General features: G+C 68.5%; 23 protein-coding genes. 10 read left to right on the forward strand and 13 right to left on the reverse strand.

Annotation, left to right across the window (positions count from 1 at the left end; genetic code table 11):
- Nucleotides 1-166 precede the first annotated feature (166 nt).
- Nucleotides 167-1,693: a tyrosine-type recombinase/integrase gene (locus U9979_RS01240; protein WP_322777911.1), complete on the forward strand. Its 1,527-nt coding sequence runs from the start codon at nt 167-169 to the stop codon at nt 1,691-1,693.
- 73 nt (nt 1,694-1,766) lie between these two features.
- Here U9979_RS01240 and U9979_RS01245 read toward each other — a convergent pair whose 3' ends face one another.
- Both U9979_RS01245 and U9979_RS01250 read right to left on the reverse strand, forming a co-directional pair.
- Nucleotides 1,767-2,939, reverse strand: a complete 1,173-nt coding sequence (locus tag U9979_RS01245; protein ID WP_322777912.1) for an acyl-CoA dehydrogenase family protein — start codon at nt 2,937-2,939, stop codon at nt 1,767-1,769.
- The gene (locus tag U9979_RS01250; protein WP_322754378.1) at nt 2,936-3,847 is read right to left on the reverse strand and encodes a 3-hydroxybutyryl-CoA dehydrogenase; all 912 of its coding nucleotides are present in this window, start codon (nt 3,845-3,847) and stop codon (nt 2,936-2,938) included. The genes U9979_RS01245 and U9979_RS01250 overlap by 4 nt, the downstream gene beginning before the upstream one ends.
- 209 nt (nt 3,848-4,056) lie before the next feature.
- Between U9979_RS01250 and U9979_RS01255 the strand changes: the two genes are divergently transcribed.
- Nucleotides 4,057-4,866, forward strand: coding sequence for a TetR family transcriptional regulator (locus U9979_RS01255; protein WP_322777913.1), 810 nt, complete (start codon nt 4,057-4,059; stop codon nt 4,864-4,866).
- A 121-nt stretch (nt 4,867-4,987) separates the two neighbouring features.
- On the opposite strand, the gene U9979_RS01260 is transcribed toward U9979_RS01255, so the two are convergent.
- The gene (locus U9979_RS01260; RefSeq protein ID WP_322748024.1) at nt 4,988-5,344 is read right to left on the reverse strand and encodes a hypothetical protein; all 357 of its coding nucleotides are present in this window, start codon (nt 5,342-5,344) and stop codon (nt 4,988-4,990) included.
- A 474-nt stretch (nt 5,345-5,818) separates the two neighbouring features.
- On the opposite strand from U9979_RS01260, the gene U9979_RS01265 reads away from it, so the two are divergent.
- Nucleotides 5,819-6,307: a histidine kinase gene (locus U9979_RS01265; protein WP_322769681.1), complete on the forward strand. Its 489-nt coding sequence runs from the start codon at nt 5,819-5,821 to the stop codon at nt 6,305-6,307.
- A 256-nt stretch (nt 6,308-6,563) separates the two neighbouring features.
- Here U9979_RS01265 and U9979_RS01270 read toward each other — a convergent pair whose 3' ends face one another.
- Both U9979_RS01270 and U9979_RS01275 read right to left on the reverse strand, forming a co-directional pair.
- A complete protein-coding gene (locus tag U9979_RS01270) occupies nt 6,564-7,154 on the reverse strand; it encodes a hypothetical protein (protein ID WP_322777914.1) in 591 nt (196 codons plus the stop codon).
- Between the two features lie 156 nt (nt 7,155-7,310).
- Nucleotides 7,311-9,533: a SpoIIE family protein phosphatase gene (locus tag U9979_RS01275; protein WP_322777915.1), complete on the reverse strand. Its 2,223-nt coding sequence runs from the start codon at nt 9,531-9,533 to the stop codon at nt 7,311-7,313.
- 431 nt (nt 9,534-9,964) lie between these two features.
- On the opposite strand from U9979_RS01275, the gene U9979_RS01280 reads away from it, so the two are divergent.
- Nucleotides 9,965-11,149, forward strand: coding sequence for an ABC transporter substrate-binding protein (locus U9979_RS01280; RefSeq protein WP_322777916.1), 1,185 nt, complete (start codon nt 9,965-9,967; stop codon nt 11,147-11,149).
- Between the two features lie 17 nt (nt 11,150-11,166).
- Here U9979_RS01280 and U9979_RS01285 read toward each other — a convergent pair whose 3' ends face one another.
- On the reverse strand, nt 11,167-11,910 hold the full coding sequence (locus tag U9979_RS01285; RefSeq protein ID WP_322754373.1) for a 3-oxoacyl-ACP reductase family protein: 744 nt from the start codon (nt 11,908-11,910) through the stop codon (nt 11,167-11,169).
- Between the two features lie 127 nt (nt 11,911-12,037).
- Between U9979_RS01285 and U9979_RS01290 the strand changes: the two genes are divergently transcribed.
- Both U9979_RS01290 and U9979_RS01295 read left to right on the forward strand, forming a co-directional pair.
- Complete coding sequence (locus U9979_RS01290) at nt 12,038-12,748, forward strand: molybdopterin-dependent oxidoreductase (protein ID WP_322777917.1); 711 nt, start codon at nt 12,038-12,040, stop codon at nt 12,746-12,748.
- Entirely contained in the window at nt 12,732-13,346 is a 615-nt protein-coding gene (locus U9979_RS01295; RefSeq protein ID WP_322777918.1) for a cytochrome b/b6 domain-containing protein, read from the forward strand. The genes U9979_RS01290 and U9979_RS01295 overlap by 17 nt, the downstream gene beginning before the upstream one ends.
- Nucleotides 13,347-13,401: 55 nt before the next feature.
- Here U9979_RS01295 and U9979_RS01300 read toward each other — a convergent pair whose 3' ends face one another.
- Nucleotides 13,402-14,100 (reverse strand): hypothetical protein, encoded by a 699-nt coding sequence (locus tag U9979_RS01300; protein ID WP_322777919.1) that lies wholly within the window; start codon nt 14,098-14,100, stop codon nt 13,402-13,404.
- Nucleotides 14,097-15,410, reverse strand: a complete 1,314-nt coding sequence (locus tag U9979_RS01305; RefSeq protein WP_322777920.1) for a hypothetical protein — start codon at nt 15,408-15,410, stop codon at nt 14,097-14,099. The genes U9979_RS01300 and U9979_RS01305 overlap by 4 nt, the downstream gene beginning before the upstream one ends.
- Before the next feature lie 273 nt (nt 15,411-15,683).
- On the opposite strand from U9979_RS01305, the gene U9979_RS01310 reads away from it, so the two are divergent.
- Nucleotides 15,684-17,285: an AMP-binding protein gene (locus U9979_RS01310; RefSeq protein WP_322777921.1), complete on the forward strand. Its 1,602-nt coding sequence runs from the start codon at nt 15,684-15,686 to the stop codon at nt 17,283-17,285.
- Here the strand turns inward: U9979_RS01310 and U9979_RS01315 are convergent.
- The 4 genes from U9979_RS01315 to U9979_RS01330 are packed head-to-tail and all read right to left on the reverse strand — an operon-like array spanning nt 17,200 to nt 20,796.
- Nucleotides 17,200-18,789, reverse strand: a complete 1,590-nt coding sequence (locus tag U9979_RS01315; protein ID WP_322777922.1) for a glycosyltransferase 87 family protein — start codon at nt 18,787-18,789, stop codon at nt 17,200-17,202. The two genes, U9979_RS01310 and U9979_RS01315, sit on opposite strands and share 86 nt — an antisense overlap.
- The gene (locus tag U9979_RS01320; RefSeq protein WP_322777923.1) at nt 18,786-19,448 is read right to left on the reverse strand and encodes a class I SAM-dependent methyltransferase; all 663 of its coding nucleotides are present in this window, start codon (nt 19,446-19,448) and stop codon (nt 18,786-18,788) included. Before U9979_RS01320 ends, U9979_RS01315 begins: the two co-directional genes overlap by 4 nt.
- Complete coding sequence (locus U9979_RS01325) at nt 19,445-20,083, reverse strand: TIGR04282 family arsenosugar biosynthesis glycosyltransferase (RefSeq protein WP_322754366.1); 639 nt, start codon at nt 20,081-20,083, stop codon at nt 19,445-19,447. Before U9979_RS01325 ends, U9979_RS01320 begins: the two co-directional genes overlap by 4 nt.
- On the reverse strand, nt 20,080-20,796 hold the full coding sequence (locus U9979_RS01330) for a glycosyltransferase family 2 protein (RefSeq protein WP_322777924.1): 717 nt from the start codon (nt 20,794-20,796) through the stop codon (nt 20,080-20,082). The genes U9979_RS01325 and U9979_RS01330 overlap by 4 nt, the downstream gene beginning before the upstream one ends.
- Before the next feature lie 128 nt (nt 20,797-20,924).
- Between U9979_RS01330 and U9979_RS01335 the strand changes: the two genes are divergently transcribed.
- Genes U9979_RS01335 through U9979_RS01345 form a run of 3 tightly spaced genes read left to right on the forward strand, consistent with a single transcriptional unit; the run spans nt 20,925 to nt 24,001 of the window.
- Nucleotides 20,925-21,665, forward strand: coding sequence for a response regulator transcription factor (locus tag U9979_RS01335; protein WP_416210152.1), 741 nt, complete (start codon nt 20,925-20,927; stop codon nt 21,663-21,665).
- Nucleotides 21,662-22,900 carry a HAMP domain-containing sensor histidine kinase gene (locus U9979_RS01340; protein WP_322777925.1) on the forward strand — a complete coding sequence of 413 codons (1,239 nt, stop codon included), beginning with the start codon at nt 21,662-21,664 and terminating at the stop codon, nt 22,898-22,900. The genes U9979_RS01335 and U9979_RS01340 overlap by 4 nt, the downstream gene beginning before the upstream one ends.
- A 54-nt stretch (nt 22,901-22,954) precedes the next feature.
- A complete protein-coding gene (locus U9979_RS01345) occupies nt 22,955-24,001 on the forward strand; it encodes an NAD-dependent epimerase/dehydratase family protein (protein WP_322777926.1) in 1,047 nt (348 codons plus the stop codon).
- A gap of 186 nt (nt 24,002-24,187) precedes the next feature.
- Here the strand turns inward: U9979_RS01345 and U9979_RS01350 are convergent.
- Nucleotides 24,188-24,868: ABC transporter ATP-binding protein (locus U9979_RS01350; protein WP_322777927.1), on the reverse strand; the 681-nt coding region annotated here is incomplete at its 5' end.

Raw genomic sequence — 24,868 nt, forward strand, 5'->3', positions numbered from 1 at the left:
TAGCAGAACTCGGCGACGAACATGGGTCGTTGCCGCGGGCCACGTTCGACTCGTGGCGCCGTCGGGGTGTCGCCCCCAAGGTCATTAAACTGCCGAACGGGCACTTGCGAGTTGCCCGAGACGACCTGAATGCCTGGCTCGATGGCCGTATCCAGAATCCTGCAGCATGACCAGCCGGAACCCGTCATCGACCGGTAAACCTGAGGAGGGCCGGCCGACGACTTTCGCGGTCCGAGTCTGGGCAATCAAAGAGATCAAGAACAAAACAAAGCCCACTACTTATCAGGTACGTTGGAAGGTCGGAATGCGACCGTGGGCGAAAAACTATGCCACCAAGAGCTTGGCCGAGGCGCGCCGTGCCGAACTGCTCGCAGCAGCGAAGAAGGGTGAGGCGTTCGATATTCAGAGCGGCCTTCCTGTCGCCGATGTGCGCGCCCAGACCGAGCCTGAGCCAGCACCGCTGTCAACCCGGGCATGGCTGGAACACGCCCGGGATTTTGCGGACACGAAATGGGATGAACGGCAGGCGCCGGGAACACGGCGGTCGCTAGCGGACGCACTCGCGACGGTCACACCAGCGCTGTTGACTGCGCCGGCACCAGCCGGGCTCGCCGAATCGGTACGCGAGGCGCTGTTCGGCTGGACGTTCCAATCCGGAACACGGAGGCGCCTCGCCACGGACGGGACGTGGGCCGAGAACCCTCCGCCTCCCGAGCTGGAGGCCGTGCTCGGCTGGCTTGCCGGTCATAGTCGGCCGATCGCGGATCTCGCAGACGACCCGGAGCTGATCAGATCCTGTCTGAACGTAATCAGCCAAAAACTGGACGGAAAGCCCGCGGCGGCTAACACAGTCCTGCGGAAACGGATCGCGTTCGGCGCTTGCTTGGCCTTCGCTGTCGAACGCGGCGACCTGGCAGAGAACCCGCTACCGGCGCTGTCCCGAACGGCGCCGAAGACCAGGGACCAGGTGGACCGAAGGGTGTGTGTAAACCACCATCAAGCCCAACGACTGTTGGAAGTTGGGGCGCGCCCGGTCGCACCAGACCTGGTTGCCTGGTATGGCGGTATGTACTACGGGGCGATGCGTCCTGGTGAGATGCAGGAACTACGTGAGCCGGATCTCGAACTACCCCGGAAACGAGGATGCTGGGGTATAGCGATCCTGGTAGGGAACAACCCGGAGATGTCCGGAGCGTGGACAGACGACGGTGAGCGCACCGCCGGACCCCTAAAACACAGAGCGGCCAAAGAGACACGGGAGGTGCCGCTACATCCACTGCTTGTCGATCTGTACCACCGTCATCTCGACGAATTCGGCACAGCGACGGACGGGCGGCTGTTCCGCGGAGAACGCGGCGGGCCGGTCACGTCCAACCGGCATCAGGCGGTGTGGCAAAAGGCCCGCCAGCGTGCGCTTACGCCAGCGGAGATCGCCTCCCCGCTTGCCCGGCGTCCGTACGACCTTCGCCACGCCGCCGTCAGTACGTGGCTGAACGCCGGCGTGCCACCGACCCAGATCGCCGAGTGGGCCGGGCACTCGGTCGCCGTACTGCTGCACACCTATGCGAAGTGCATCGTCGGGCAGGACGAGGCGGCTCGCCGGCGGATAGAGGCGGCGCTGCGCCTGAACGACGATCCGCCGGACGAGTCCACGCCCCGTCCACAAACAACCGAGAGCAACGAGGAACAGTGAGAAGTAACGAAGAACAACTACGATCATGACAGACGAGCGGATCACACTGCCTAGCAAGGGAAATCCCGAGAATCTAGCCGCCGAGGAGCTGGCGGGCCATGACCACGCGCTGGATCTGGTTCGTGCCCTCGTAGATCTGAGTGATCTTGGCGTCACGCATCATTCGCTCAAGGGGGAAGTCTCGGGTGTAGCCCGCGCCGCCGAGCAGCTGAACCGCATCGGTGGTGACCGCCATGGCAGTGTCCGAGGCGAAGCACTTCGCCGCCGCCGACACGAACCCGGCATCTGCCTCGCCACGCTCGGCCTTGGCCGCCGCCACGTACACCAGGTGCCGAGCGGCCTCGATCTTCATTCCCATATCGGCGATCATGAACTGGAGGCCCTGGAACTCCGCGATGACCCGCCCGAACTGCCGACGTTCCTTGACGTAGGCGATCGCAATGTCCAGCGCGCCCTGGGCGATGCCCACCGCTTGCGCGCCGATCGTGGGCCGCGTGTGGTCCAACGTCGCCAGCGCGGTCTTCAGGCCGGTACCGGGCTCTCCGATGATCCGGTCGGCCGGGATCGCACAGTCCTCCAGGTGGATCTCCCGGGTCGGTGAGCCCTTGATGCCGAGCTTGCGCTCCGTGGCGCCCACCGAGAAGCCCGGGTCGTCCCGGTGGACGACGAACGCCGAGATGCCACGGGACTTCTTCGCCGCGTGCGGATCGCTCACCGCCATCACGGTGTACCAGGCGGACTCCCCTGCGTTGGTGATCCAGCACTTCGTTCCGTTGAGCACCCAGTGATCACCATCCAGCCTCGCCCGGGTGCGCATGGATGCGGTGTCCGAACCCGCCTCCCGCTCGGACAACGCATAGGACGCCATCGCCTCGCCCGCGGCGATCGAGGGCAGTACCTGCTTTTTCAGTTCCTCGGACGCGGACAGCAGGATCGGCATGGTCGCCAGCTTGTTCACCGCCGGAATCAGCGACGACGAGGCGCAGACCCGGGCTACCTCCTCGATCACGATGCAGGCGGCGACCGCATCCGCGCCTTCGCCGCCGTATTCCTCCGGGATGTGCACGGCGTGGAAACCCGCCCGGGTCAGCGCGTCGTGTGCCTCGACCGGGAAACGCGCCTGCTCGTCGACATCGGCGGCGGGCGGGGCGATCTCCTTTTCGGCCAGCTGCCGCACGGCGTCCCGCAACGCCTGGTGCTCCTCGCCGAGCTGATACACACCTGTGCCGGTGTTCGCCGGATTCATGCGCCGGCCGGACCGTACTCGTAGAAACCGCGGCCGTTCTTCTTTCCGAGCAGACCGGCGTCAACCATTCGCATGAGCAACGGGGGTGCCGAGTACAGCGGCTCCTTGAACTCGGCATACAGCGATTCCGCGATCGCGTGTATCGTGTCGAGACCGATCAGGTCGGCCAGCGCCAGCGGGCCCATGGGGTGTGCGCATCCGAGCACCATCCCACTGTCGATGTCGGCCGCCGAGGCGAAACCCGACTCAAGCATTCTGACGGCAGACAGCAGATATGGTACGAGCAGCGCGTTCACCACGAAACCCGCACGGTCCTGGGATCGGATTGCCTTCTTTCCCAGCACGTCACCGACGAAGGCCTCCGCCCTGACCAGGGTCTGCTCATCGGTCAGCAACGATGGCACGAGCTCAACCAGCGCCAAGACGGGCACCGGGTTGAAAAAATGGATCCCGATCACGTGACGCGGCCTGCTGGTCGCCATCCCGAGTTTCATGATGGGAATGGACGACGTGTTGGACGCGAGAATCGCGCCACGATCCTCGACCACCTTGTCGAGATCCTGGAAAACCTCGACCTTCAACCGTTCGTCCTCCGCGACCGCCTCGACCACCAGCTGACGGTCGGCCAACTGGTTGAGGTCCGTGGTGAAGCTCAGACGCTCCAACGCCCGGTCACGATCGTCGGCCGACAGCTTGTTCCGTGACGTCGCACGGTCCAGCGAGCTGACGACCCGGCCACGGCTCGCCGCAACGCGGCCGGTGTCCGCTTCGACGACCGTCACATCGAGACCCGCGCGGACACACACCTCGGCGATTCCCGAGCCCATCAGGCCACCGCCTACCACGCCCACCCTTGTCACGTCGGCTGCCACCTGCGCTGGTACGTCCGCCGCTGGTACGTCAGTCACTGAGCCACCCCTGAAGTCTGAGCCACCCTTGCAGCCCCGGTCTGGTCTGCGCACGGCAACCGACTGCGTCCACGGTCTCCATGGCACCCCGCGCGGGTTCCCGGTGGTGCATGAGGCGGAGTGGTCGGACCTTGCAGCTGAACTGTAGCGGCACCTGGTGCCGTTAGGAAGCAGGGACCCGGAAGAACGGTTCGGTAAGGTCCGGTGACATGGCGGATGCGGCGGATCGGGCACCCAGGCGGCGCAGCGGCCGGACCGCGGCCGGGCGACGGCAGGTGCGGCGCGCCCTGGTCGGCTCCGCGATGGAGCTGTTCCTCACCAACGGATACGAGGCGACTACCGTCGACCAGATCGCCGAAGCGGCCGGAGTCGGCCGGCGAACCTTCTTCCGGTACTTCTCCGCGAAGGAGGAGGCGATTTTTCCCGACCACGACGAGTGGCTCGACGACATGGCCCGGCTGTTCACCGACGCCAGCCCCACCGAACCTCCGCTGGCCATCGCCTGCGCCGGCGCCCAGCTGGTGCTGGATCGTTACGTCGAGGACGCTGACATCTCGCTGAAGCGGTTCCAGTTGACCAGGCGGGTGCCGTCACTACGGGATCGCGAAATCGCGAGTACCGACCGTTACGAGCGTGTGGTGGCGCGTTACCTCCAGAACCGCTTCATCAGCGAGGCCCCACACCGCCCGCCCGAGGGTCGCCATCCGGACAGCGGACTGGCCGACAGCGGACTGGCCGACAGCGGACTGGCCGACAGCGGACTGCGCAGTGTCGTAGCCGCTGCCGCGGTTGTCGCGGCGCACAACTACGTCCTGCGCAGCTGGCTCAAAAGCGGTGGAACCGACGATGTCTACGAGCGGGCGCGCCATGCTTTCGGATTCGTGCAGCGGGCGTTCGTCCCACCGCCGGTCTCCCACCGTGACGATCGTGGGTCGCTCGTCGCCTGCTTCCACGCGGACGCCTCGTTCGACGAGGTGGTCGGTCAGCTCGGCACTGTGATGCGGCGGATCAGCGACTGACCCGCCGCTCCCGGTAACACGGCACGCCGTGCCATCAGCACGAGTACCGGCAGCGAGGATGCCACGCCCAGTGCCGAGCCCAGTGCCGAGTCCGCTGACGACGCCGGCTGGCATGACGGGGTCACGATGGCGACTTCTTGCCGTTGGCGCTGTCGACGCTGCCGCTGAAGACGCGGGTCAGGTATTCCGTGCGCAGTACACCCCGCCCGGCGGCGCCGATGTAACCGACGTCTTTCGTGAGATAGCCGTCGGGATAGCTGTAAGAGGCCGAGGAGATTTCTCCCGTTCTACTCCACCAGGCCTTGCGTTGGGTCCCACAACGGTCACACTCATGCGTAACATGGTATGCCCTGGCTTCTTTGTCCCACGCTGCGGTGTGCGGTTCCCACCGGTGGCCCATGGTGCGGCACTCGATGAAGCCGGCGGGAAGGTCGTGTGCCCAGTCTTCGACATTCCGTTGCGTTTTCCGCTCTGCCATATCGGGTTTTCCACCTCCGGTAGGTACCTGCCACAGCTGCGACTGCCCGGTCTGCCTTGTAACACGCTGCCACCGATCGGAAGATCCGATGCTCGAGCATCCGCGCCGTGAGGTCCGTGTCGCACGGCTCCACCCGGCGGGCACACCTTCGATATCACGTTCCGTTATGAAACGGCATCTCAGCCGGCCGCGACGGTCCATAAGTCGCGCGGGAACCCCGCCCCGACACGTGACCAACCGGCCACCGTGGTGGATCCTGCGCCCGCGAGCAGCCGCTGTCGGTCTGACTGTTTCCGATCCTGCTCTCACCTGGTCCACATGATCGCGGAGCATCCTGCCGATGACAGCGAAGGCCATCGGGAAGGAGCGCACGTGATGACGCTCGAGAATCCATCCGCACCGGCACCGTCGGGCGCACATCAACCGACCGTGTCGAATTTCCGATTCGGCCACCGCCGGGGACGTAGGTTGGTCATGCTCGCATCGGCCCTGGTGGTGTTGCGGTTGGTGGAGGCGGTCGTCGCCCTGCTCACGGCAGTTTCGCTGTGGTTCGCACGACTCGACCAGGCTGCACCGGGAGTACACATGGTCCGGCTCGCCGAGGTACGGGTTGACCCCGACACCGCGGCCACGGCTCTTGTGTCAATCTTTGTGGCTGGAGTCGTTGCTGTGGTTCTGTTGCGGATCGGGACGGTAATCACCGGCTTCGCCGGAATCAAAGCCGTCGCGGTCGTCGCGGCGACCGCGATCACCGGCGTGCTCGCCCCTGGGTCCGCGACCGCTCGGACCCTGGTCGCCGCGGCCGGCACCGGTATAGTGCTGACGCTCTGGCCGCGGGTGCGGATGGCGGTTCCCCATCTGCTGGACGCCGCCGGAATTCATCAGGTGTCCGGCCGCGCCGCCGAGATCGCGATCATCGCCAAGATGGTCCTGCTCATCGGCGTGGTCGTGCTGCTCGGCTGACCGCCCGGCCGGCTGCCCTCGACCGGCTGCCCGACTGGCCGCGCGGCCCAGCACACCAGCGCGCCGGCACGAGTGGAAGATGGCAACCTTCCACTCGTCAGGACTACACCGACCGCTACGGCGATGCCGGTACGCAGCCGGTACGCAGCCGGTATGCAGCCGGTACGCAGCGGTACCGGTAAATCGTGTCAGCCGCGTGGTCGACGTTGCCGGCGCTCGGGCCGGTCGCGCAATGACCGTTTGAAACCGGGCATTCTCACACGCATGCGACCCGGTCACTTCGACGCGTCGGAATTCCCGCCCCCTGCACGGCGGTGCTACATTGGGTAAAAACGATCACAATGAGATCGGGGGTGGCGGTGCCGCCCGCGAGGATCTCGACGCTCTGGCTGTGCCCGGAAAAAGTAACCTTGATTCGTCCGCCAGACGCGGACTGCTGGAAGAGTTTGTAACCGATGCCGGGCAGGGCCTTTCGGTAGAAGTCCGCCGCCGCGGCCGGGGTCACTCCCTTCAGGCTGATCGATGCGTTGGTGGGCTTGCTGTTGGAGAGCGTGTGGGTCGATCCGTCCGGGAACGGAAAGTTCGCCGGGATGATCGATTTGCTGAGCGGGTCAGCACTGGCCGTCGCCGTCGCACTGTCCGTCGGAAACACCGTCGGTGTCGGTGACGACGTCAGATTCAGGTCGGTGGGCAGGTTCGTGGCCGGGGGCGCCGGGGGCGCCGTTGTCACCGATGCGTTCCGCACGGCGGTTGACGTCGACCCGCTGCACGCTGCGGTCAGGAACGTGAAACACACCGCAGCGCCGACCGCCACCATCCGAAACTGGAACGTTCCGGCCCGGCTCATCCAACCTCCGTCACCCACGCGCGCTCGACGCGTACCCCATTCGGTTCTTATCGCCCCACCCAGCTGCGGTGCTACTTAACCACTGCCGCTCGATGCACCGCCTGGTGGGGGTGGCGCTGCCACCGGCCAGGCACCAGGGCATACCGCCCCATGACCTCAGCCGGTGAAGGCGGGCCCCATCGGGGCAGGCCCTACGGCAAGGGGCTGCTCAGCCCAGATCGTCTTACCGCTACGGGTATGGCGGGTGCCCCAACGCCGGGTGAGCTGGGCAACGAGGAGCAGGCCGCGTCCGCCCTCGTCGAGCACGCGCGCCCGGCGCAGGTGTGGAGCCGTGCTGCTGGCGTCGGAGACCTCACAGATGAGACTGCCGTCGAAGATCAGCCGCAGTTGGAGCGGAGCCTGGGCGTGGCGGATGGCGTTGGTGACCAGTTCGCTGACGACGAGCTCGGTGATAAAGGTGGCTTCCTCCAACCCCCAGATGGCGAGTTGGCGGGATGCCTGGTCGCGGGCACCTGCGACGACAGCCGGATCCGCCGGCAGATCCCACATCGCAATCTGGCTGGCATCGAGGACGTGCGTCCGGGCGACCAACAGGGCGACGTCATCGCTGGGACAGTCCGGGAGCATGGCTGCAAGCAGCGTGTCACAGAGGGTTTCCAGTGACAGTGCTGGATGGGCCAGAGCGTGTCGCAACGTGCTCAGGCCCGCGTCCGTGTCGCGGTCACGGGTTTCAAGAAGTCCGTCGGTATAGAGGACGAGCACGCTTCCTTCGGGCAGATCGAACTCGGCGGCCTCGAAGGGCAGACCGCCCACGCCCAGCGGGGGGCCGGCCGGCAGGTCGAGGAAGTCGACAGTACCGTCCGGGGTCACAAGGGCGGGCAGGGTGTGACCGGCCCTGGCAAGCGAACAGCGATGTGACACCGGGTCGTATACTGCATACAAACAGGTAGCGGCGATGGCGCCAGCGTCGCCGTCGGCGGGCACCGGGCCTTCCTCGGCGGCCAGCCGGGTGACCACGTCGTCGAGGCGGGTGAGCAGCTCCTCGGGGGCAAGATCGACATCGGCGAGGGTCCGCACCGCGGTGCGGAGCCGACCCATGGTCGCGGCGGCGTGGACTCCGTGACCCACAACGTCCCCTATGACCAGCGCAACGCGGGTTCCGGACAGCGGGATCACGTCATACCAGCCTCCCCCTACCCCCATGTCGGTACCGGCCGGCAGGTACCGGGATGCGACATCCACCGCCGTCTGCGCGGGCAGTCGCTGCGGAAGGAGGCTGCGCTGCAGCGTGAGCGCGGTCGCACGTTCACGGGTATAGCGACGGGCATTGTCGATGGCCACTGCCGCCCTGGTGGCAAGTTCATCGGCAAGGATGAGATCATCCTGCTCGAACGGTTGCGCCCGCCGGTGACGAGCAACGGTGACCACGCCCACAGTGGTACCACGGGCACGCAACGGCACGTACATCATCGAATGGAACCCGCACCGGCGGACCGCGGCGGTCCGGTTGGCATCCGCGGCGATCCAGGCAGCCAGCTCGGGGTCGGAGATGTGGTAAAGCGCGGACCGGCCGGCCGCCAGGGTGCGGGCAGGAGGCGAGTAGTCCGGATAGATCTCCACCTGCCCCGGCTCGACCACGATGTCGGGACAGCCATCAATGACTGACAGGTGCGCGGCACGACGCAGCCTGACCGGGCCGAGGAGCGGACCGGCAACCGGTTCGTGCCCCTGGTACACCGACTCGAGCAGGTCGACGCTGACCCAGTCGGCGAGGCCGGGAACGGCCACCTCCGCCAGTTCCTGCGCGGTGCGGGCCACGTCCAGCGTGCTGCCGATACGGGTACTCGCCTCGTTCAACAAGGCCAGCCGCTGTTGGGCCACATGCTGCTCGCTGACATCGAATGCCGCGCTGTACACGCCTCGGATCCGCCCGCCCCGATCCTTGACCGGCGACATACTGATGGCCAACGCCCGGCTGTCGGAGTCGATGAGAACGGGACCGACAACCGTGACGTGCACCGGTTGACCCGTCTGTACCACCTGGCGAAGCTGCTCGACCACCTGGCGAAGCTGCTCGGAAACCATGTCCAGACCGGGCATGGCCGGCAGCAACTCGTCCAGGTATCGCCCGCGCTCGTCCGCTTGGTGCAGGCCGAGCTGTCGGCGCGTTGCGGCGTTCATCCGGCGGATCCGCAGGTCTACGTCGTAGAGCGCCAGATAGAGCGGGGACTGCTCGAACGCCCAGTCCAGCAGCGGCCAGTCATCGTCCCTGCTCCGCCCAGCTGGATCGGAGAAATCACCGATCCGGTCGCCAGAGGTGACGGCATGCACATCATCGGACTGGCCCACATCCCGGTCCTGCCCAACGAGTTCCCGCATGAACCGGCCGGTCGGGCACTACCCGCGAGACCCTGATCGTTGCACTCTCCGCAGCCGGACCGCCGGTATCGACGATTCGGCTGAACTGCCGTCCAGGCATCGTCTGTCGTCTCGCCGCGAGCTCCACGGTCGACGCCATCGGACCGGCATCCTGATTGACCTCATTGAGCCGCTGACTCTACGATGTCGAGCCGGACGGTACGCGATGGTCGTCCGCTGCGCCGGCCCGGCGCTTCGGCCCTCCTCGCCGCGGCCGGGACCTCCCGAGGTCTGGGTCAACGGCCGTGTTGACACGGGAGGACGACCGCTACGGAACACCACTTGGCAAGCCGCCTGAGAAACACCGCGGCACACGCCTAACATAATGAAGTTTAGCAAGCTAGTGGAGGGCCGTCTTGCAATTTCGTTTTGCCTTTCATCGGTGGCATGCGATGGCCGTCGTTGCTGTTGTTCTCGTCACCGGCTGCGGTAGCGCCGACACACAGAAAAATTTAGCGAAAACAGGTTGCCAGACACCCGGAGTCAGCCCGACAACAATCAAACTCGGGCTACTCTTCCCCAATTCAGGCCCGGCCGCACCGCAGTTCGTAGACTTCCGCTCCGGTGTCGATGCACGTATCGGGCTGGCGAACAGCCAGGGCGGAGTGGACGGACGTAAAATCATCTACGACTGGGAGGACGACGCTTCCGACCCGGCCACAAATCTCGCCGCCGCCACAACGCTCGTCGAAAGCTCTCAGGCCTTCGCCGTCATCGAGTCCAGCAACGTCTCCAGCAGGTCAGCCGCCTACCTGCACAACAACGGAATACCGGTGGTCGGCAGCGGCGCGGAAGCCGTCTGGAGCGAGAACGACAACATGTTCACCTGGTCGAAATACCTCACCGCCGGCCCGGCATTGTCGACATGGGGAAGCTTCGCGCGAAACCGGGGTGGCCGGAAAGCGGCCGTGCTCCGCATCGCCTTCAGTGAGTCGTCGGCCATCTTCGCGCAGAAGATGACAGAAAGCCTGCAGGCGGCCGGGATCGACGTCGTCTACACCGACCAGGTCTCCGCGACCGGCACGGACCCTGCCAGCATCGCCATGAAGATCAAAAACTCTGGTGCCGACGTCCTCACCGGCGGCCTCACGGTCGACGCCTTCGCCAGCATCGCCGCCGCCGCCAATCGGGCACAGGTTCCCCTGAAGGTCACCATGTCGCCCAGCGGATACGACCAGAACATACTCAACGCGTACGGCCCCAAACTCGCCGGGACCTACCTGTTCGTGAACGTGGCCCCCTTCGAACAGCACCTACCCGCCCACCAGACGTTCATCGACGCGATGGCCGCCTACGCCCCTCAAACCCAACCACCCACCCGGCAGGTCGCCCTCACGGGCTGGATCTCCGCCGACATGTTCCTACGCGGACTCCACGCCGCCGGCCCCTGCCCCACCCGCCAATCGTTCATCACCAAGCTGCACAATGTCCACGACTACACCGCCGACGGCCTGGTGGCGCCACCGGTAGATCTTGCGCAATACCACGACGTCGCCCGGTGCTTCACCTTCCTACGGATCAACCCCACCGGTACCGCCTTTGAGGTGCAACAACCAACCCCCTACTGCGGCAGCTGACCCGAGCCGATGGCGGCCTAAGCTCCCATGCTCAGGCCGCCGTCGACGGTGACCACCGACCCGGTGACGTAACCGGCGTTGTCGTCCAGGAGAAAGCGCACGGCGTGCGCGAGCTCGAAGGGATCACCGCGCCGTCCCAACGGGATCATCGCGCGGATCGCGTCCTGCGCGGCCGGAGCCATCGCGTTGGTCATGTCCGTCTCGAAGACGCCGGGAACAACGAGGTTGACGGTGACCCCCTTGCGGGCCACCGCCCGGGCGAGCGAACGCGTCATCCCCAGTAGACCCGCCTTGGCGGCCCCGTAACCGACCTCGACCGGGCTACCCATGGCCGCGGTCACCGACCCCACGTTCACGATGCGCCCGAAGCGGCGTTCGACCATCGGGGCGAGTGCAGCGCGGGCGAGATACCACGGGCCGGACAGGTTCACGCGCAGGGCGCGGTCCCAGTCCTCGTCGGTCATCCGAAAGGCGCTGTTCTCGACCAGAAGCCCCGCATTGTTCACGAGGTGGTCGACGCGGCCGTGTTCGGCGAGCACCTCGTCGACCAGCTTCCGGCAGAAGTCCGGGTCGCCGACGTCCCCGGCGTGCACGCTGACCGAACCACCCCGGTCAGCCAGGCGCCCGCGCAGCGCATCCGCACGCGCATGGTTACCGGCGTAGACGGCCGCCACGTGGGCCCCCTCGGTGGCGAGCACCTCCGTGATCGCGGCACCGATGCCACGCGTGCCACCTGTGACGATCGCGACCCTGCCGTCCACGGTTCTTCCTCGCTTCGCTCGACGTATGATAAGAGACGTAATATTTTTAATCAAATTATTATACCTAATAGTGGGTGTCCGGTGGAAGGGTTGCGCATTGCCACCGTGAGCGTGTTGGCTGATCCTCATGAGTGCGGCAGGTGCCCCGGTCGGTCGACGCGTCATCATCGGCATGCTTGCCGCTGGCACGGTCGGTGTGGCGACCGGTGCCGGGATCCAGGGTCGGCTTGAGGACATCCTCGCGCCGATACAGAACGGTGATCCGACCGGGCTGACGAGCCTGCTCCCGGATGCGGGCGGCTTCCGTTTCTACTCGGTGACCGCCAGCGTGCCGACCCGTACCGCGGCGGACTACCGCCTGCGTGTCACCGGCATGGTGGGCCGACCCGCGACATTCACCCTCGACCAGCTCCACGCGATGACGCAGACCGCGCTCACCCGGGACTTCCAGTGCGTCACCGGTTGGCGGGTGGCGGCCGTACCCTGGTCCGGCGTCCGGCTTGCGGACCTCCTCGACGCGGTGCAGATCCAGCCGGGCGCACAGGTGGTGACAATCCGGTCGTTTGACGGCGTCTACACTGAAAGCCTCACCCTCGACCAGGCGCGACGGCCCGACGTCCTGGTCGCCCTGACTATGCTCGGAGCTCCGGTCACGCATGAACACGGTGGTCCGGTCCGGCTGTATGTGGCACCGATGTACGGATACAAATCACTGAAATGGCTCAGTGAAATCGAGGTCACCGATCGTGTCCAACCCGGCTACTGGGAACAGGATGGCTACGACGTCGACGCCTGGGTCGGGCACTCCAACGGACGCGACGATGACGCAACCAGTTGAGCTCCTGCGCCGCTTCACCCGAACGCAACGCTGGGTGCACCGGAGCACCGCGGCCCTGATGGGCCTGTGCATCGCCACCGCGGCCATGCTCTACTTCGGGCCGCTGTCGGTTCTGGTGGGCCGGCGCCACCTGGTGGCGGCGGTGCACGTCTATGCCGGGATCGCGCTGCCGGTGCCGATGCTGGCCGGCGTCGTGTCCGCCGCCTACCGCCATGACCTGGGCCTGCTCAACCGCTTCACCGCCACGGACTGGGCCTGGCTGCGCAGCCGGGAGCGTCGCGCCGGCCGGATCCCGATCGGCAAGTTCAACCCCGGTCAGAAGCTCAACGCCGCGTTCGTCGCCGGTTCGATCCTGGTCATGCTCGGCACCGGGTTGCTCATGCGCTACGCCAACGCCTGGCCGGTGCGCTGGCGCACCGGCGCCACCTTCGTCCACGACTGGCTGGCCTATGCCGTGGTCGCCGTCATCGCCGGCCACCTCTGGTTCGCCAGCCGGGACCCGGTTGCCCGCCTGGGCATGCGCACCGGTCTGGTACCCCGGTACTGGGCCCGCCGGGAGCACCCGGCCTGGGAAGCAGCCTCGTCCAGCGATCACTGATCGCTCCCGGCCGGCCGGGAACCGTGCCAACGCCGGCCGGGAACCGCACAGCGGGTCAGGCCAGCAGCACCCGCGGATCGTCGCTACCGCACGCGCATCGGCCGGTCCGTATCGTGCCGCCCACCCCGAGGGGAACGTCGGACAAACCGCCCGGGCGCCCGTCGGCGAAGGACAACCGAAGCTGGCCGTCGACGGCACGCAGCGACCAGCGCTCCGCGTCGACATGCCCGCCGGCACGCTCCGGGCATTCGACCGCCACCGTCGGCCCGATCGGCGTGAACAGCACCGGGTCCAGGTCGGCGCCACGCAGGATCGGGACGGCATCCGGACGGGCGAACAGGTGCGGCACCGATGCCAGCACGTCGAGACTGGCCGTGGCCGCGAGCGCTTCGGCGGTTTCGCGGCCGAGCCCGAACACCGCCGCCAGCGGCACCCGCCGGGCGAAGGTCGCCACCCGGCGAGCGTCCCAGCTGTAGGACTCGGCGAGCGCGAAGACAACCCCAAGATCACGTAGTGCCTGTGCAAAGCCGGCGGTCCAGATCCCCTCGCAGGATACCGACGTGATCAGGACGCTGTCACCGGGCGCGAAGCCCCAGGCGGTGAGTGCAGCGCGGTGCCATGCCCCGGCCCGCTTACGATCATCCCAGGTGATCGTGAAGTCGTGGTGCCGCCCGGCCACGGTGAAGCGGCCGATGCCGGCGATCTCAGCGCGCGGAAGCTCTCGTGCCCGTTCCACGATCGACGCGCGGCTCACGCCTTCACCAACCGGGGGAACTTCGCGACGCTGGCGGACCGGCTGAGGATCTCGCCCGCGGGCACCAGTTCCACCTCCGGAGTGACACCCACCTTGGTAGCCACCACATCGCGTGCCCGCACCAGCAGATCGGCGAGATCACCGGTGAGCTCGGGCGTATAGCCGACCCGCAGCCGCAGCGAGTCGACGACCCGGGTCGGCCGGATGATCTGGAAGATCCCGTCCGCCGTCTCCGGCAGGGTCTCCAGGGCGTCCCAGACGTCCTGGACGCCGACCAGGGTAGCGCCCACAACCGTCTCGTCGCCCTTGCGACCGACCGGCCACTGCCGCGCATGGGTGCGTCCGCAGCCACAGGCGGTACGGGTCAGCCGCACCAGATCACCCGACCGGAAGCGGATGAACGGTGCGGTGATGTTGTCAAGGTCGGTCGCGACCAGCTCCCCGAGGGCGCCGTCGGCGACGGCGGCGGCCCCGGACGGGTCAAGATGCTCGGCGAGCACCATGTCCTCCCACAGGTGGTAACCATCGTGCTCGGAGCACTCCCACGCCGTGCCGGTGTCCCCGGCGCTGGTGTAGAGGAAGAGGTTCACGCCCCACTCGTCGCGGACCTTTGCCGTCAGCGTGCGGCCCAGCGGCATCCCGGCGAAACTGGCCGCCTTCAGCGGCGCCAGTGCCTCCCGCACGTCCCGGACGTCGGCAAGCCGCTCGATCTCGACGACCATCGGGTAGAGCAGCTGGACGTATGCCGGCCGGTACTGCTCGATGGCGTCCAGGACGTCCCCCCACTGGCCGATCCACGTGTCGATGTAGAGCGGCACGAGGCCGAGCAGCTGAAACAGCGAGTCCCAGAAGCCCCGGAAGGTACCGGGCGGCACCACGACCGTGTCCCCCGGCCGTACGCCCAGCTCCCACAGATCGCGCGCGGTGCCCGTGACAAGGGGATGGGCGCTGTCCCACCGCTCCGGGAAGAACTCGGGCTCGGAGGTCGTCCCTGACGTCGACGTCAGCGAGGTGAGTTCCTTGCGGTCGACACAGAGCAGCCCGGCGAACGGGTCGCCGCTGCGCTCACGGAAGCCCTGGACGTCCTGTTTGTCGATAAACGGGATGCGCTCGCGGAAGTCGTCCAACGAGCGGACCTGGCGCGGGTGGACACCGGCCGCATCCCAGCGCTCACGGTAGAACGGCGACCGCTCGTACGCGTACTCCACCAGCTCGACGACCCGCTGCTCCTGTAACGCTTCGAGCTCCGCCCGCGGCATCGTCTCCACCGTGGGCTGGTAGTAGCGATCATACGACCGGGCATCCGACACCGCCGCGCCTCCCCATTGTACAAGCCGAGGTGAATATAGCATAAGACGTTTAATGAGAAACATGATTATTACGACACAGCCCGACCCGGCCGACCGATGCGGGCTTCGCCGAGCCGGAGGCGATCGGCTGAAACAGAAATATTAGCTCTATGATTGGACTAGATCTACCATATCGCCCGCGAGGATGGAGAGCATGAAGAGCACCGTCGTGAACGAAACGATCAGCGGCCGGACCCGGGCCAGCTCGCTGGGACCACACCGGGTGGACACCTGATGTCCGCGGTACCGGTCGGCACCTGGCCGACGCTCGCCGAACTCCTCGCCGAACACGGCCGCTCGCGTCCGGGCCGCACCGCCACCGTGTGTGGGGAACACCGGGTGACCTACGCCGACCTCGACGATCGAGTCGCCCGGCTCGCCGGCGCACTCCACAGCGCAGGTGTCACACGTGGCTCGCGGGTGCTGTGGCTCGGGCAGACCTGCCACCGGGCGCTCGAGCTGGTCCTGGCGGGCGCACGGCTCGGCGCCATGGTCTGCCCGGTGAACTGGCGGCATTCCGCTGAGGAAATGGCGTTCGTCATCGACGACCTGCGGCCCACCGTCATCGTCTGGCAGGACGCCGAAATCGGACCGACCGTCGGGGAGGCGCGCAAGCGGGCCACACATACCGCGCGCTGGCTGCGCCACGACACCAACGGGTCCACGAGCGGGCCCGACAGCGATGAGCCCGACAGCGACGGACCCGACACGTACGAGGGCTTCCTGGCCGCGGGCGACGCTACGCTGCCGCCCGCGGATCCCGATCCGCACGCCCCCGTGCTTGTCATCTACACGGCCGCGCACGGGGGTCGGCCCGCCGGGTCGATGCTCACCTCGGCGAACCTGGTCGCGCAGGCCAGCGTCATCGGCACCCTCTTCTACGCGGATGGCGACCAGATCTTCCTCAACTCCGGTCCGCTGTTCCACATCGGCACCTTCCAGCACACCGCGACGACCTTCGTCTGGGGCGGCACCAACGTCTTCGTCCGCCGCAGCGACCCCGAGGAGCTGTGCCGACTCATCGAAGACGAGCAGTGCACCTCGGCGTTCCTGATGCCGCCGCAGGTCGTCCAGCTCGTCGAGACCAACCGTGACCGACGTTTCGACCTGCGTTCCCTGCGCAGCCCGCTGACGATGATTGCGGGCTGGGCGGACATGGTCACCCCCGACGGCAGTCCCTGGGGCCGCCACATGGGTGGATTCGGTCAGACCGAGGTGACCGGCTTCTGCCTCTACGCCGCACTCGGGCACGAGGAGTGGAGCCCGACCGTCGGGCGTCCGGTCCCGTTCGCCCGGATCACGATCGTCGGTCCGGAAGGCGCCGAGGTCCCCGACGGTGAGGTCGGAGAGATCGTCGTCCGTGGCGCGCTGGTCCACGCGGGCTACTGGGACAGACCGCAGGACAACGCGCACCGGACCCGAACCGGTGGCTGGCACACCACCGACCTGGGACGGCGGCTGCCCGACGGCCGCATCTCCTTCGTCGGCACCGCGACACGAATGATCAAATCAGCGGCGGAGAACATCTACCCGGCTGAGGTCGAAGCCTGCCTCGAACGTCACCCGGCAGTCCGGGAGGCCGCCGTCATCGGCGTCCCGGATGAACGCTGGGTACAGTCCGTCAAGGCGGTGGTCGCCCTGCGCGACGACGCGAACGCGACCGACACCGAGCTGATCGAACACTGCCGGGCGCAGATCGCGTCGTTCAAGAAGCCTCGGACGGTCGTCTTCGTCGACGCCCTGCCACGCGTCAACGGGGCCAAGGACTACGAAACGATCGACACCGACCACGGCGGCGGCAACTACCCGGGCGGCTCGACCTCGCACGGGCACTGACCACCGACCGACCGGCACCGACAACGCCGACCACGGCCGCACCGAGCAGGTAGCCACCAGGCCGGGCGATGTTGTCGGTGACCGCGAGGTCGGTGAACAGCGCCATGTAGAGGATGTAGGGCGCGGCGGCGACGGCCAGCCACTCCAGCCGGCCCGCCAGCACGGCGAGCACCACGAGCAGCAGGCCGTACCAGGGCTGTACCGGGGTTGCAACCAGGAAGGCCGTCCCGAACAGCCACAGTGCGCCACGTTCGACGCCGACCCGGTCCGGACCGGACCGCCATATCGCGATCATGACCGCGGCCAGCACGACCCCCGCGACGGCCTTGGCCGATGCGCCGGTCAGACCGATCAGACCCAGCAGGAGGAACCGGCCGCCGTCCTGGTAACCCTCGACCGACAGGTACTGCGGTAAGAAGCCGAGGACGTCGGTGCCCACCACGGCGACGTGGGGCAGGTAGGACAGGACGACCACACCGACCGCCGAGGTGAGCACCACCAGACGGTGGCGCCGCGCCGCGGCCGGCAGCAGCAGCGCCGGGTACAGCTTCACCGCCACGGCGACCCCCAGCAGGGCGCCGGCCGCGGCGGCGCGTCGCGCCGAGGGCCGCCACGGTGAGCCGCCCGGGTCACCGATACGCAGATCACGGGTACGCATATCACGGGTACGCAGATCACCGATGCGCGGTGACAGCAGCGCCAGTCCACCCACAGCGGCCAGCGCCGCCACCACGTCGACATGCGCGTCGATGCCGATGTCCAGACCGGCCAGCGGCGTCCAGGCATAGGCCGCGGCAAGCCGGGGATCGCGGCCCGATGCCGCCAGCGTCCGCATCAGCAGCACGGTCAGCGCCAGTGACGCCAGCGCCGCATAGAACTGGACCTTGTGCTCGCGCGGCGGACCGGGCAGGTAGTGCACGACGGTGAAGTACGCCTGGGCGACCGGCGGGTAGATCGTGTGTGCCCGCGGGTAGTTGAGCCGCGTGCATCCCGGACCCCGCCCGATCGCGGCGCAGCCGCCATCGTCGGGCCACAGCCAGGCATCGTGCAGGTGGGCCAGTTCCGGCGAGTCCGTCGCGTACCGGTACGGGTCGATCCCGGACGCCTGCACCCGGCCGTCCCAGACGTAGCGGTAGAGGTCGTCACTCATCCGCGGCCCGGATGTGATCGCAAGGACGTGCACCGCGACGGCGCCGGCCAGCAGCAGGCCCGCGGCCACCCGCCGGGGCGCCACGCGGACCAGCAGCACCACCCCGAGCGCGGCCGCCGCCCACCAGCCGAGGGTCAGGTACAGCACGGGTGCCCGGCCCGGCAGCGGGCCCGGCTGGGCGATGACCGCGTATTCCAGGCCGAGCACGCCGGCCAGCGCCGCCGATGCCGTGACCATCGCCCACCGGGAACGTGGTCGGCCCACGCCGGGTTGCAGGTGTGGCCGGGCCGTGGCGTTCGTGGTCAGATCCGCGCTCAGATCCGTGGTCAGATCCGTGGTCAGATCCGCGCTCATGTCCACCTGCCGGCGGTGGACACCAGCCGGCCGAAATGCCGACCGGAGCACTGCCACGTCTCGCCGACGCGCAGGTTCGCGGTTGCGGCGAGCGGCCCCATCCCGTTGACGCTGACGCCCGCCCAGCGAAACGGCGCGCTGACCAGGCCGCCGGCTTCCAACCGCGTCCAGTACGCCCCGCTCGGGGTGCCCGGCGGGTCGAGCTCGACCAGAACCGAGCCCCCCGGTGCCAACAACCGCGCGACGCGCGCCAGCAGGCGTCGCGGCTGCCCGCCGATCCCGATGTTGCCGTCGATCAGCAGCACCTCACGCCAGCGCCCCTCCCCCGGCAGTGGGCCGAAGACGTCCCGGCACAACGCCGAGGCACCGGTCCGCCGTGCCAACGCGACGGCGAACGGCGCCACGTCGATGCCGAGCGCGGGAACCCCGCGTGCGGCCAGGCCGGCGGTCAGGCGCCCCGGCCCACAGCCGACGTCCAGCGTCGGCCCGGTGCACCGGACCAGGATCAGCTCGTCCGCCGGGGCGGGAGCGCCCAGCCACGCGGCGACCGGCAACCGCCTGCGCCCACGGCGGCCCGTCGCCCACAGGGTGGGCTCCGACGAACGCAATGCTCTCTCGTAGACGGTGGCCGGGCGCAGGCCGACCGACCGGGCACTCACCGGGACACCCCCACACGTGCCCGTGCCCGTGCCGCGGCGGCGAACCGCCCGGCGGGTGCCAGGCTGGCAACCGGCTCCACGTCGGCGGCGGTGTCGACGTCACGAAGCGCCGGCAGCTCGGCCACGGTGAGGTTCGCCGCGCGCAGCCGGGCGTGCTGGAGCGCCCCGGTCCGCGCCGTCGAGGTGGGGATGCCACGCACGACGCAACCGTCGGCGTGGCGCAGCCCAAGGGCCCACCAGCCGCCGTCGAGCGCCCGGCCGAACACGGCGTCGGCCTGCTCCAACGCCTGGCATGCCGCGACGAGCACACCTGCGCTGACCTGTGGCGTGTCCATCCCGATCAGAAGGGCCGGCTCGCCCGACGCGGTGTCGAAGGCGGCGGCGAGGCGTTCGTCGAACGGTCCGTCGACCTGGTCGATCACTGGCACGTCCGGCGGCAGCCAGGCGCCGGGCCTGCCCTCGAGCACGACCAGCGGCCGGGCGCCGTGGCGCCGACATGCCTCGACGACGGTGTCCAGGGTGTCGGCGAGCGCGGCCGCGGCCAACGCGGCTGCCTCGGCCGGACTGTACGGGGGGGTGAGCCGGGTCTTGACCTTCCCGGGCACCGGTTCCTTGGCGATGACCAGCAGCCTCACGCCATCCGTCCCAGCACCGCGGACATGTCCCGGATGGTGCGGACCGTGCCCAGCGCGGTTCCGGTGACCTTGGACCGGCCGCGGCGGGGCAGATAGCCGACGTCGAGCTCGACGATGCGCCACTGCGCCGCAGCCGCGAGCGCGATGAGCTCAAGCGGGTAGCCGAACCGTCGGTCGGTGACACCGAGCGCGAGCAGGTCCTCCCGGCGGGCTGCCCGCATCGGGCCGATGTCGCGGACCGGCACCCGGGCGCGCCGGCGAAGTTCCCGGGCGACCACCGCGTTACCGGCCCGGGCATGCAACGGCCACGCGCGGGCCACCGTCGGCCGGCGCCGGCCGAGAACGAGATCGGCACTGCCGGCGTCGATCGGCCCGACCAGACGCGGCAGGTCCCTCGGGTCGAGGGAGGCGTCCGCGTCGCAGACACAGACGACCGGTGCCGTGGCCGCGAGCAGACCGGCGTGCACCGCCGAGCCGTAGCCGCGTTCGGGCACATGCACCACGTGCGCGCCCAACTCCCGGGCGATGGTCGGCGAGCCGTCGGTGGACCCGTTGTCCGCCACGATCGGCCGGTAGCCGGCGGGCATGCGCGCCAGCACCCAGGGCAGGGCGGCGGCTTCGTCCAGACAGGGCAGGACGACATCCACCACAACATCCACAGCAGCACCATCGTCGACGACGTTGCCACCGCTGACCTGACTTTCAGTAACCATGGTCGGCAGCTTAGTCACCGATTGTGGCCGAATCTCTTACAGAACACGGAACATCGACCGCGAACTGTCTGGAGTGTGCGCCCTGGGCCGCGCAGATCTTACGAATCGGGGACGGCCCGGCTACCACGGTGCCAGCGGGCCGGGGCGCGAACTACCGTGAGCGGGTGGTGTGCGTACTGCTCATCGAGGACGATCCGACCGTCGCCGACGTCGTCGACCGTTATCTGTCGCATGCCGGCTTCGATGTCGACCGGGCCGCGGACGGACCGTCCGCGCTTGCCGCGGCGGCCGATCGGCCGCCGGACCTGGTGGTGCTGGACCTCATGCTGCCCGGTATCGGTGGGCTGGAGGTATGCCGGCGCCTGCGGGAACACCGGCAGGTCCCGGTCGTCATGCTGACCGCACTGGGCGAGGAGTCCGACCGCATCGCCGGGCTGGAGACCGGCGCCGACGACTATGTCACCAAGCCCTTCTCACCGCGTGAACTCGTACTGCGGGTCCAGTCGGTGTTGCGGCGCACGCTGGAGCCGCCACCGGCGGGCCGCGGCGTGCTGCGAACCGGACGTCTCGTCGTCGACGTCGCCGCGCGCACGGCTACCCGCGACGGCGAGCCACTCGCGTTGACCGTCCGGGAATTCGACCTGCTCGCCTTCCTCCTGGCGCACCCGGGCGAGGCGTTCTCCCGGCCGGCACTGCTCGAACAGGTGTGGGGCTGGACCTTCGGCGACCCCTCGACGGTGACCGTCCACATCCGACGGCTGCGGGAGAAGGTCGAGGACGACCCGACCGCGCCGCAGGTGCTGGTGACCGTCTGGGGCGTCGGGTACCGGTGCGAAGCGGGCCGCGTGCGCGCAGTGGACCTGGCATGACGGCGTTTCTGGAGATCGCCGGGATCGCGCTGGGCTGCTCGCTGGCCGCGCCGTTGCTGGCGTTGCCCCTGTTGCGGCTGCGGGTGCTGTGGCGCGCATCGGTGCGGATCTGGGGCGCGGCGGTGGTCGTCGTCGGAGTCTGCGCGATGGCGGCCGGTGTCGCCGGAACCGCGGAGGCGATGTTCCTCTCCAACCACGATCTCGATGTCGTGCTCATCGTGCTCGCCGTGTCCGCGGTGGCCGCGACCACAACGACGCTCTTGCTCGGACGCCCGGTGGCCCGGGCATCGGTGACCCTCACCGATGCGGCCGGCCACCTTGGTGAGGACGGTTACCGACCGTCGCGGGCGACGCCGCCGACGGCAGAGCTCGCGGCGATCGCCCGTGCGCTGGACGACACCCACGTCCGGCTGGTCGCGGCCCGGGAACGGGAGCGGGCGCTGGAAGCCAGCCGGCGCGAGCTGGTCGCGTGGGTCAGCCACGACCTGCGCACGCCGATCGCCGGCATCCGCGCCACCGCCGAGGCCCTCGACGACGGGGTGGTCACCGACGCCGCCACCGTGGCCCGCTACCACCGCACCATGGTGCGCGCCTGTGAACGCCTCACCACGATGGTCGACGACCTGTTCGAGCTGTCCCGGCTCCACGCCGGGACCCTTGAGCTGACGTTGGAGCGCGTCGCGCTCAGTGATGTCATCTCCGATGCCGTCGCCGCCGCGGATCCGCTCGCCCGCGCCAAGGGCGTCCTGCTCCACGGCGACGCCGACAACACCGCCAAGGTCGAGGTCGATGTGGCTGAGGTAGGCAGGGTCCTGACCAACCTGCTGGTGAACGCCATCCGACACACGCCGAGCGACGGTACGGTCGCGGTGACCGGTCAGGTGTCCGACCGGCGCGCCGTGCTCGCGGTCGCGGACAGTTGCGGCGGGATTCCCGATGCCGACCTGGGCAGACTGTTCGAGACCGGCTACCGGGGTGAGACAGCGCGCACGCCACGCGGGCTCGCTGCCGAAGCCGGCACCGCCCACGACAGCCGGCACGACAGCCCGCACGACAGCCGGCAGCATGGACGCGAGGTGCGCACCGACCAGGGCAGCCGATTTGGCCAGGGCAGCCGGTCCGGCCTCGGGCTGGCGATCGTGCGCGGCATCGTCGAGGCACACGGCGGCGACGTGACCGTACACAACATCGCCGGCGGCTGCCGGTTCGTCGTGGCGCTCCCGCTCACCGCGTGATGTTTTCCCGGCTCGTAAGGATTCAACGCCCGGAACGGCTATACCGTCGCCGTTGTGCGGATCCTCGTCACCGGCGGCGCCGGGTTCATCGGCTCTCACCTCGTCCAAGCCCTGGTACAGGCCGGTGAACACGTCCGGGTGCTCGACGCGCTGCACCCGGCGATCCACCGAGGACGCCCGCTCCCGACCGATGGTGTCGATCTTGTCGTCGGCGACGTGCGGGATGCCGACACGGTGGACGCCGCGCTCGACGGGGTGGACGCCGTGTGCCACCTGGCCGCCATGGTCGGCCAGGGCGTCGACCTCGGGGACCTGCCGGCCTACACCTCGCACAACGACTTCGGTACCGCGGTGGTACTGGCTGCGATGGCCAGCCGCGGTGTGCGCCGGCTGGTCCTGGCGAGCTCGATGGTCGTCTACGGCGAAGGTGCCTACCGCTGCGCCGCCGACGGGCCGGTACGACCGGCTCCCCGCCATGACCTGGATCTCAAAGCCGGACGGTACGAGCCGCCCTGCCCCAGTTGCGGCCAGCCACTGGAGCCGACCCTGGTCGGCGAGGATGCCCGGCTGGAGCCGCGAAGTGTGTACGCGGCCACCAAGGTCGCGCAGGAACACCTCGCCGCGGCGTGGGCGGTCGGCACCGGCGCACAGGCCATCGCGCTGCGCTACCACAACGTCTACGGCCCCCGGATGCCCCGCGACACCCCCTATGCGGGCGTCGCGTCCATCTTCCGCAGTGCGCTCGAGCGGGGCGCCGCGCCCGAGGTCTTCGAGGATGGCCGACAGCTGCGTGACTTCGTCCACGTGCATGACGTGGCCCGGGCGAACGTCCTTGCGCTGGCGCCGGGTGCAGCCACACCGGGCCGGCTGCGGGCCTTCAACATCGGAAGTGGACAGCCCCACACGATCGGCGAGATGGCCGGCGCCCTAGCCCGGGCACACGGCGGCCCGCAACCCGTCGTCACCGGATTGTATCGCGCCGGTGACGTCCGGCACGTGACCGCTTCGTCGGCGCTGGCCCGCGACGCTCTGGGCTATCAGCCGACGGTCGATTTCGACGAAGGCGTGGCAGCCTTCGCCCACGCCCCCCTGCGCGGCTGACCGCTACCCAAGCATCCCTTCGCCCCGGCCCCGCGAGGGCGCGTCCCCTGTTGCTGGTCGCTCTGTGGGAACGATGTGAATCTGGTGTTGTGGCAGGAGCATCAGATTCACATCGTTAAGAGCACCCGGCAATAGGGGCGTGGATCAAGAAACGGGTCCGAAGGCGAGGGGCTCGGGCCGTCCGGGTCAGACCTCGGCGACCGCCTGCGCGAACTGGGCCCGGTACAGTCGCGCATAAGCGCCGTCGGCCGTGAGCAGCTCGGCGTGACTGCCCTGTTCGACGATCGCGCCGTTCTCCATCACCAGGATGGTGTGCGCGTCCCGGATCGTGGACAGCCGGTGCGCGATCACGAACGCGGTCCGCCCCGCCCGCAGGGTCGACATGGCCTGCTGGATCAGTACCTCGGTGCGGGTGTCCACCGAGCTGGTGGCCTCGTCCAGGACCAGGATCAGCGGCTCCGCGAGGAACGCCCGGGCGATGGTGATCAGCTGCTTCTCCCCGCCGCTGACACCGGCGCCCTCGTCGTCGAGCACGGTGTCATAGCCGGCCGGCAGGGTGTGCACGAACCGGTCGACGTGCGCGGCAGTCGCGGCGGCCACGATCTGCTCCCGGGTGGCACCCTCGGCGCCGTAGGCGATGTTCTCCGCGATGGTGCCGCCGAACAGCCAGGTGTCCTGCAACACCATGCCGATACTTGCCCGCAGTTCCTCCCGTGACATCGTGGCGATGTCGACCCCGTCCAAGGTGATCCGACCGCCGGTGAGGTCGTAGAACCGCATCAGCAGGTTGATCAGGGTGGTCTTGCCGGCACCGGTCGGGCCGACGATCGCGACGGTGTGACCGGGTTCCGCGGTCAGCGACAGATC

The organism is Protofrankia sp. Cas4 (assembly GCF_963555915.1).
GTDB lineage: Bacteria > Actinomycetota > Actinomycetes > Frankiales > Frankiaceae > Protofrankia.

What these genes read in the sequence shown, in the direction of transcription:
- U9979_RS01340 (WP_322777925.1), top strand. Translation starts at nt 21,662, where the DNA reads ATGACGGCGTTTCTGGAGATCGCCGGGATCGCGCTGGGCTGCTCGCTG.
- U9979_RS01315 (WP_322777922.1), bottom strand. Translation starts at nt 18,789, where the DNA reads ATGAGCGCGGATCTGACCACGGATCTGACCACGGATCTGAGCGCGGAT.
- U9979_RS01330 (WP_322777924.1), bottom strand. Translation starts at nt 20,796, where the DNA reads ATGGTTACTGAAAGTCAGGTCAGCGGTGGCAACGTCGTCGACGATGGT.
- U9979_RS01265 (WP_322769681.1), top strand. Translation starts at nt 5,819, where the DNA reads ATGCTCGCATCGGCCCTGGTGGTGTTGCGGTTGGTGGAGGCGGTCGTC.
- U9979_RS01260 (WP_322748024.1), bottom strand. Translation starts at nt 5,344, where the DNA reads ATGGCAGAGCGGAAAACGCAACGGAATGTCGAAGACTGGGCACACGAC.
- U9979_RS01310 (WP_322777921.1), top strand. Translation starts at nt 15,684, where the DNA reads ATGTCCGCGGTACCGGTCGGCACCTGGCCGACGCTCGCCGAACTCCTC.
- U9979_RS01295 (WP_322777918.1), top strand. Translation starts at nt 12,732, where the DNA reads ATGACGCAACCAGTTGAGCTCCTGCGCCGCTTCACCCGAACGCAACGC.
- U9979_RS01270 (WP_322777914.1), bottom strand. Translation starts at nt 7,154, where the DNA reads ATGAGCCGGGCCGGAACGTTCCAGTTTCGGATGGTGGCGGTCGGCGCT.
- U9979_RS01290 (WP_322777917.1), top strand. Translation starts at nt 12,038, where the DNA reads ATGAGTGCGGCAGGTGCCCCGGTCGGTCGACGCGTCATCATCGGCATG.
- U9979_RS01280 (WP_322777916.1), top strand. Translation starts at nt 9,965, where the DNA reads ATGGCCGTCGTTGCTGTTGTTCTCGTCACCGGCTGCGGTAGCGCCGAC.
- U9979_RS01245 (WP_322777912.1), bottom strand. Translation starts at nt 2,939, where the DNA reads ATGAATCCGGCGAACACCGGCACAGGTGTGTATCAGCTCGGCGAGGAG.
- U9979_RS01255 (WP_322777913.1), top strand. Translation starts at nt 4,057, where the DNA reads ATGGCGGATGCGGCGGATCGGGCACCCAGGCGGCGCAGCGGCCGGACC.
- U9979_RS01240 (WP_322777911.1), top strand. Translation starts at nt 167, where the DNA reads ATGACCAGCCGGAACCCGTCATCGACCGGTAAACCTGAGGAGGGCCGG.
- U9979_RS01275 (WP_322777915.1), bottom strand. Translation starts at nt 9,533, where the DNA reads ATGCGGGAACTCGTTGGGCAGGACCGGGATGTGGGCCAGTCCGATGAT.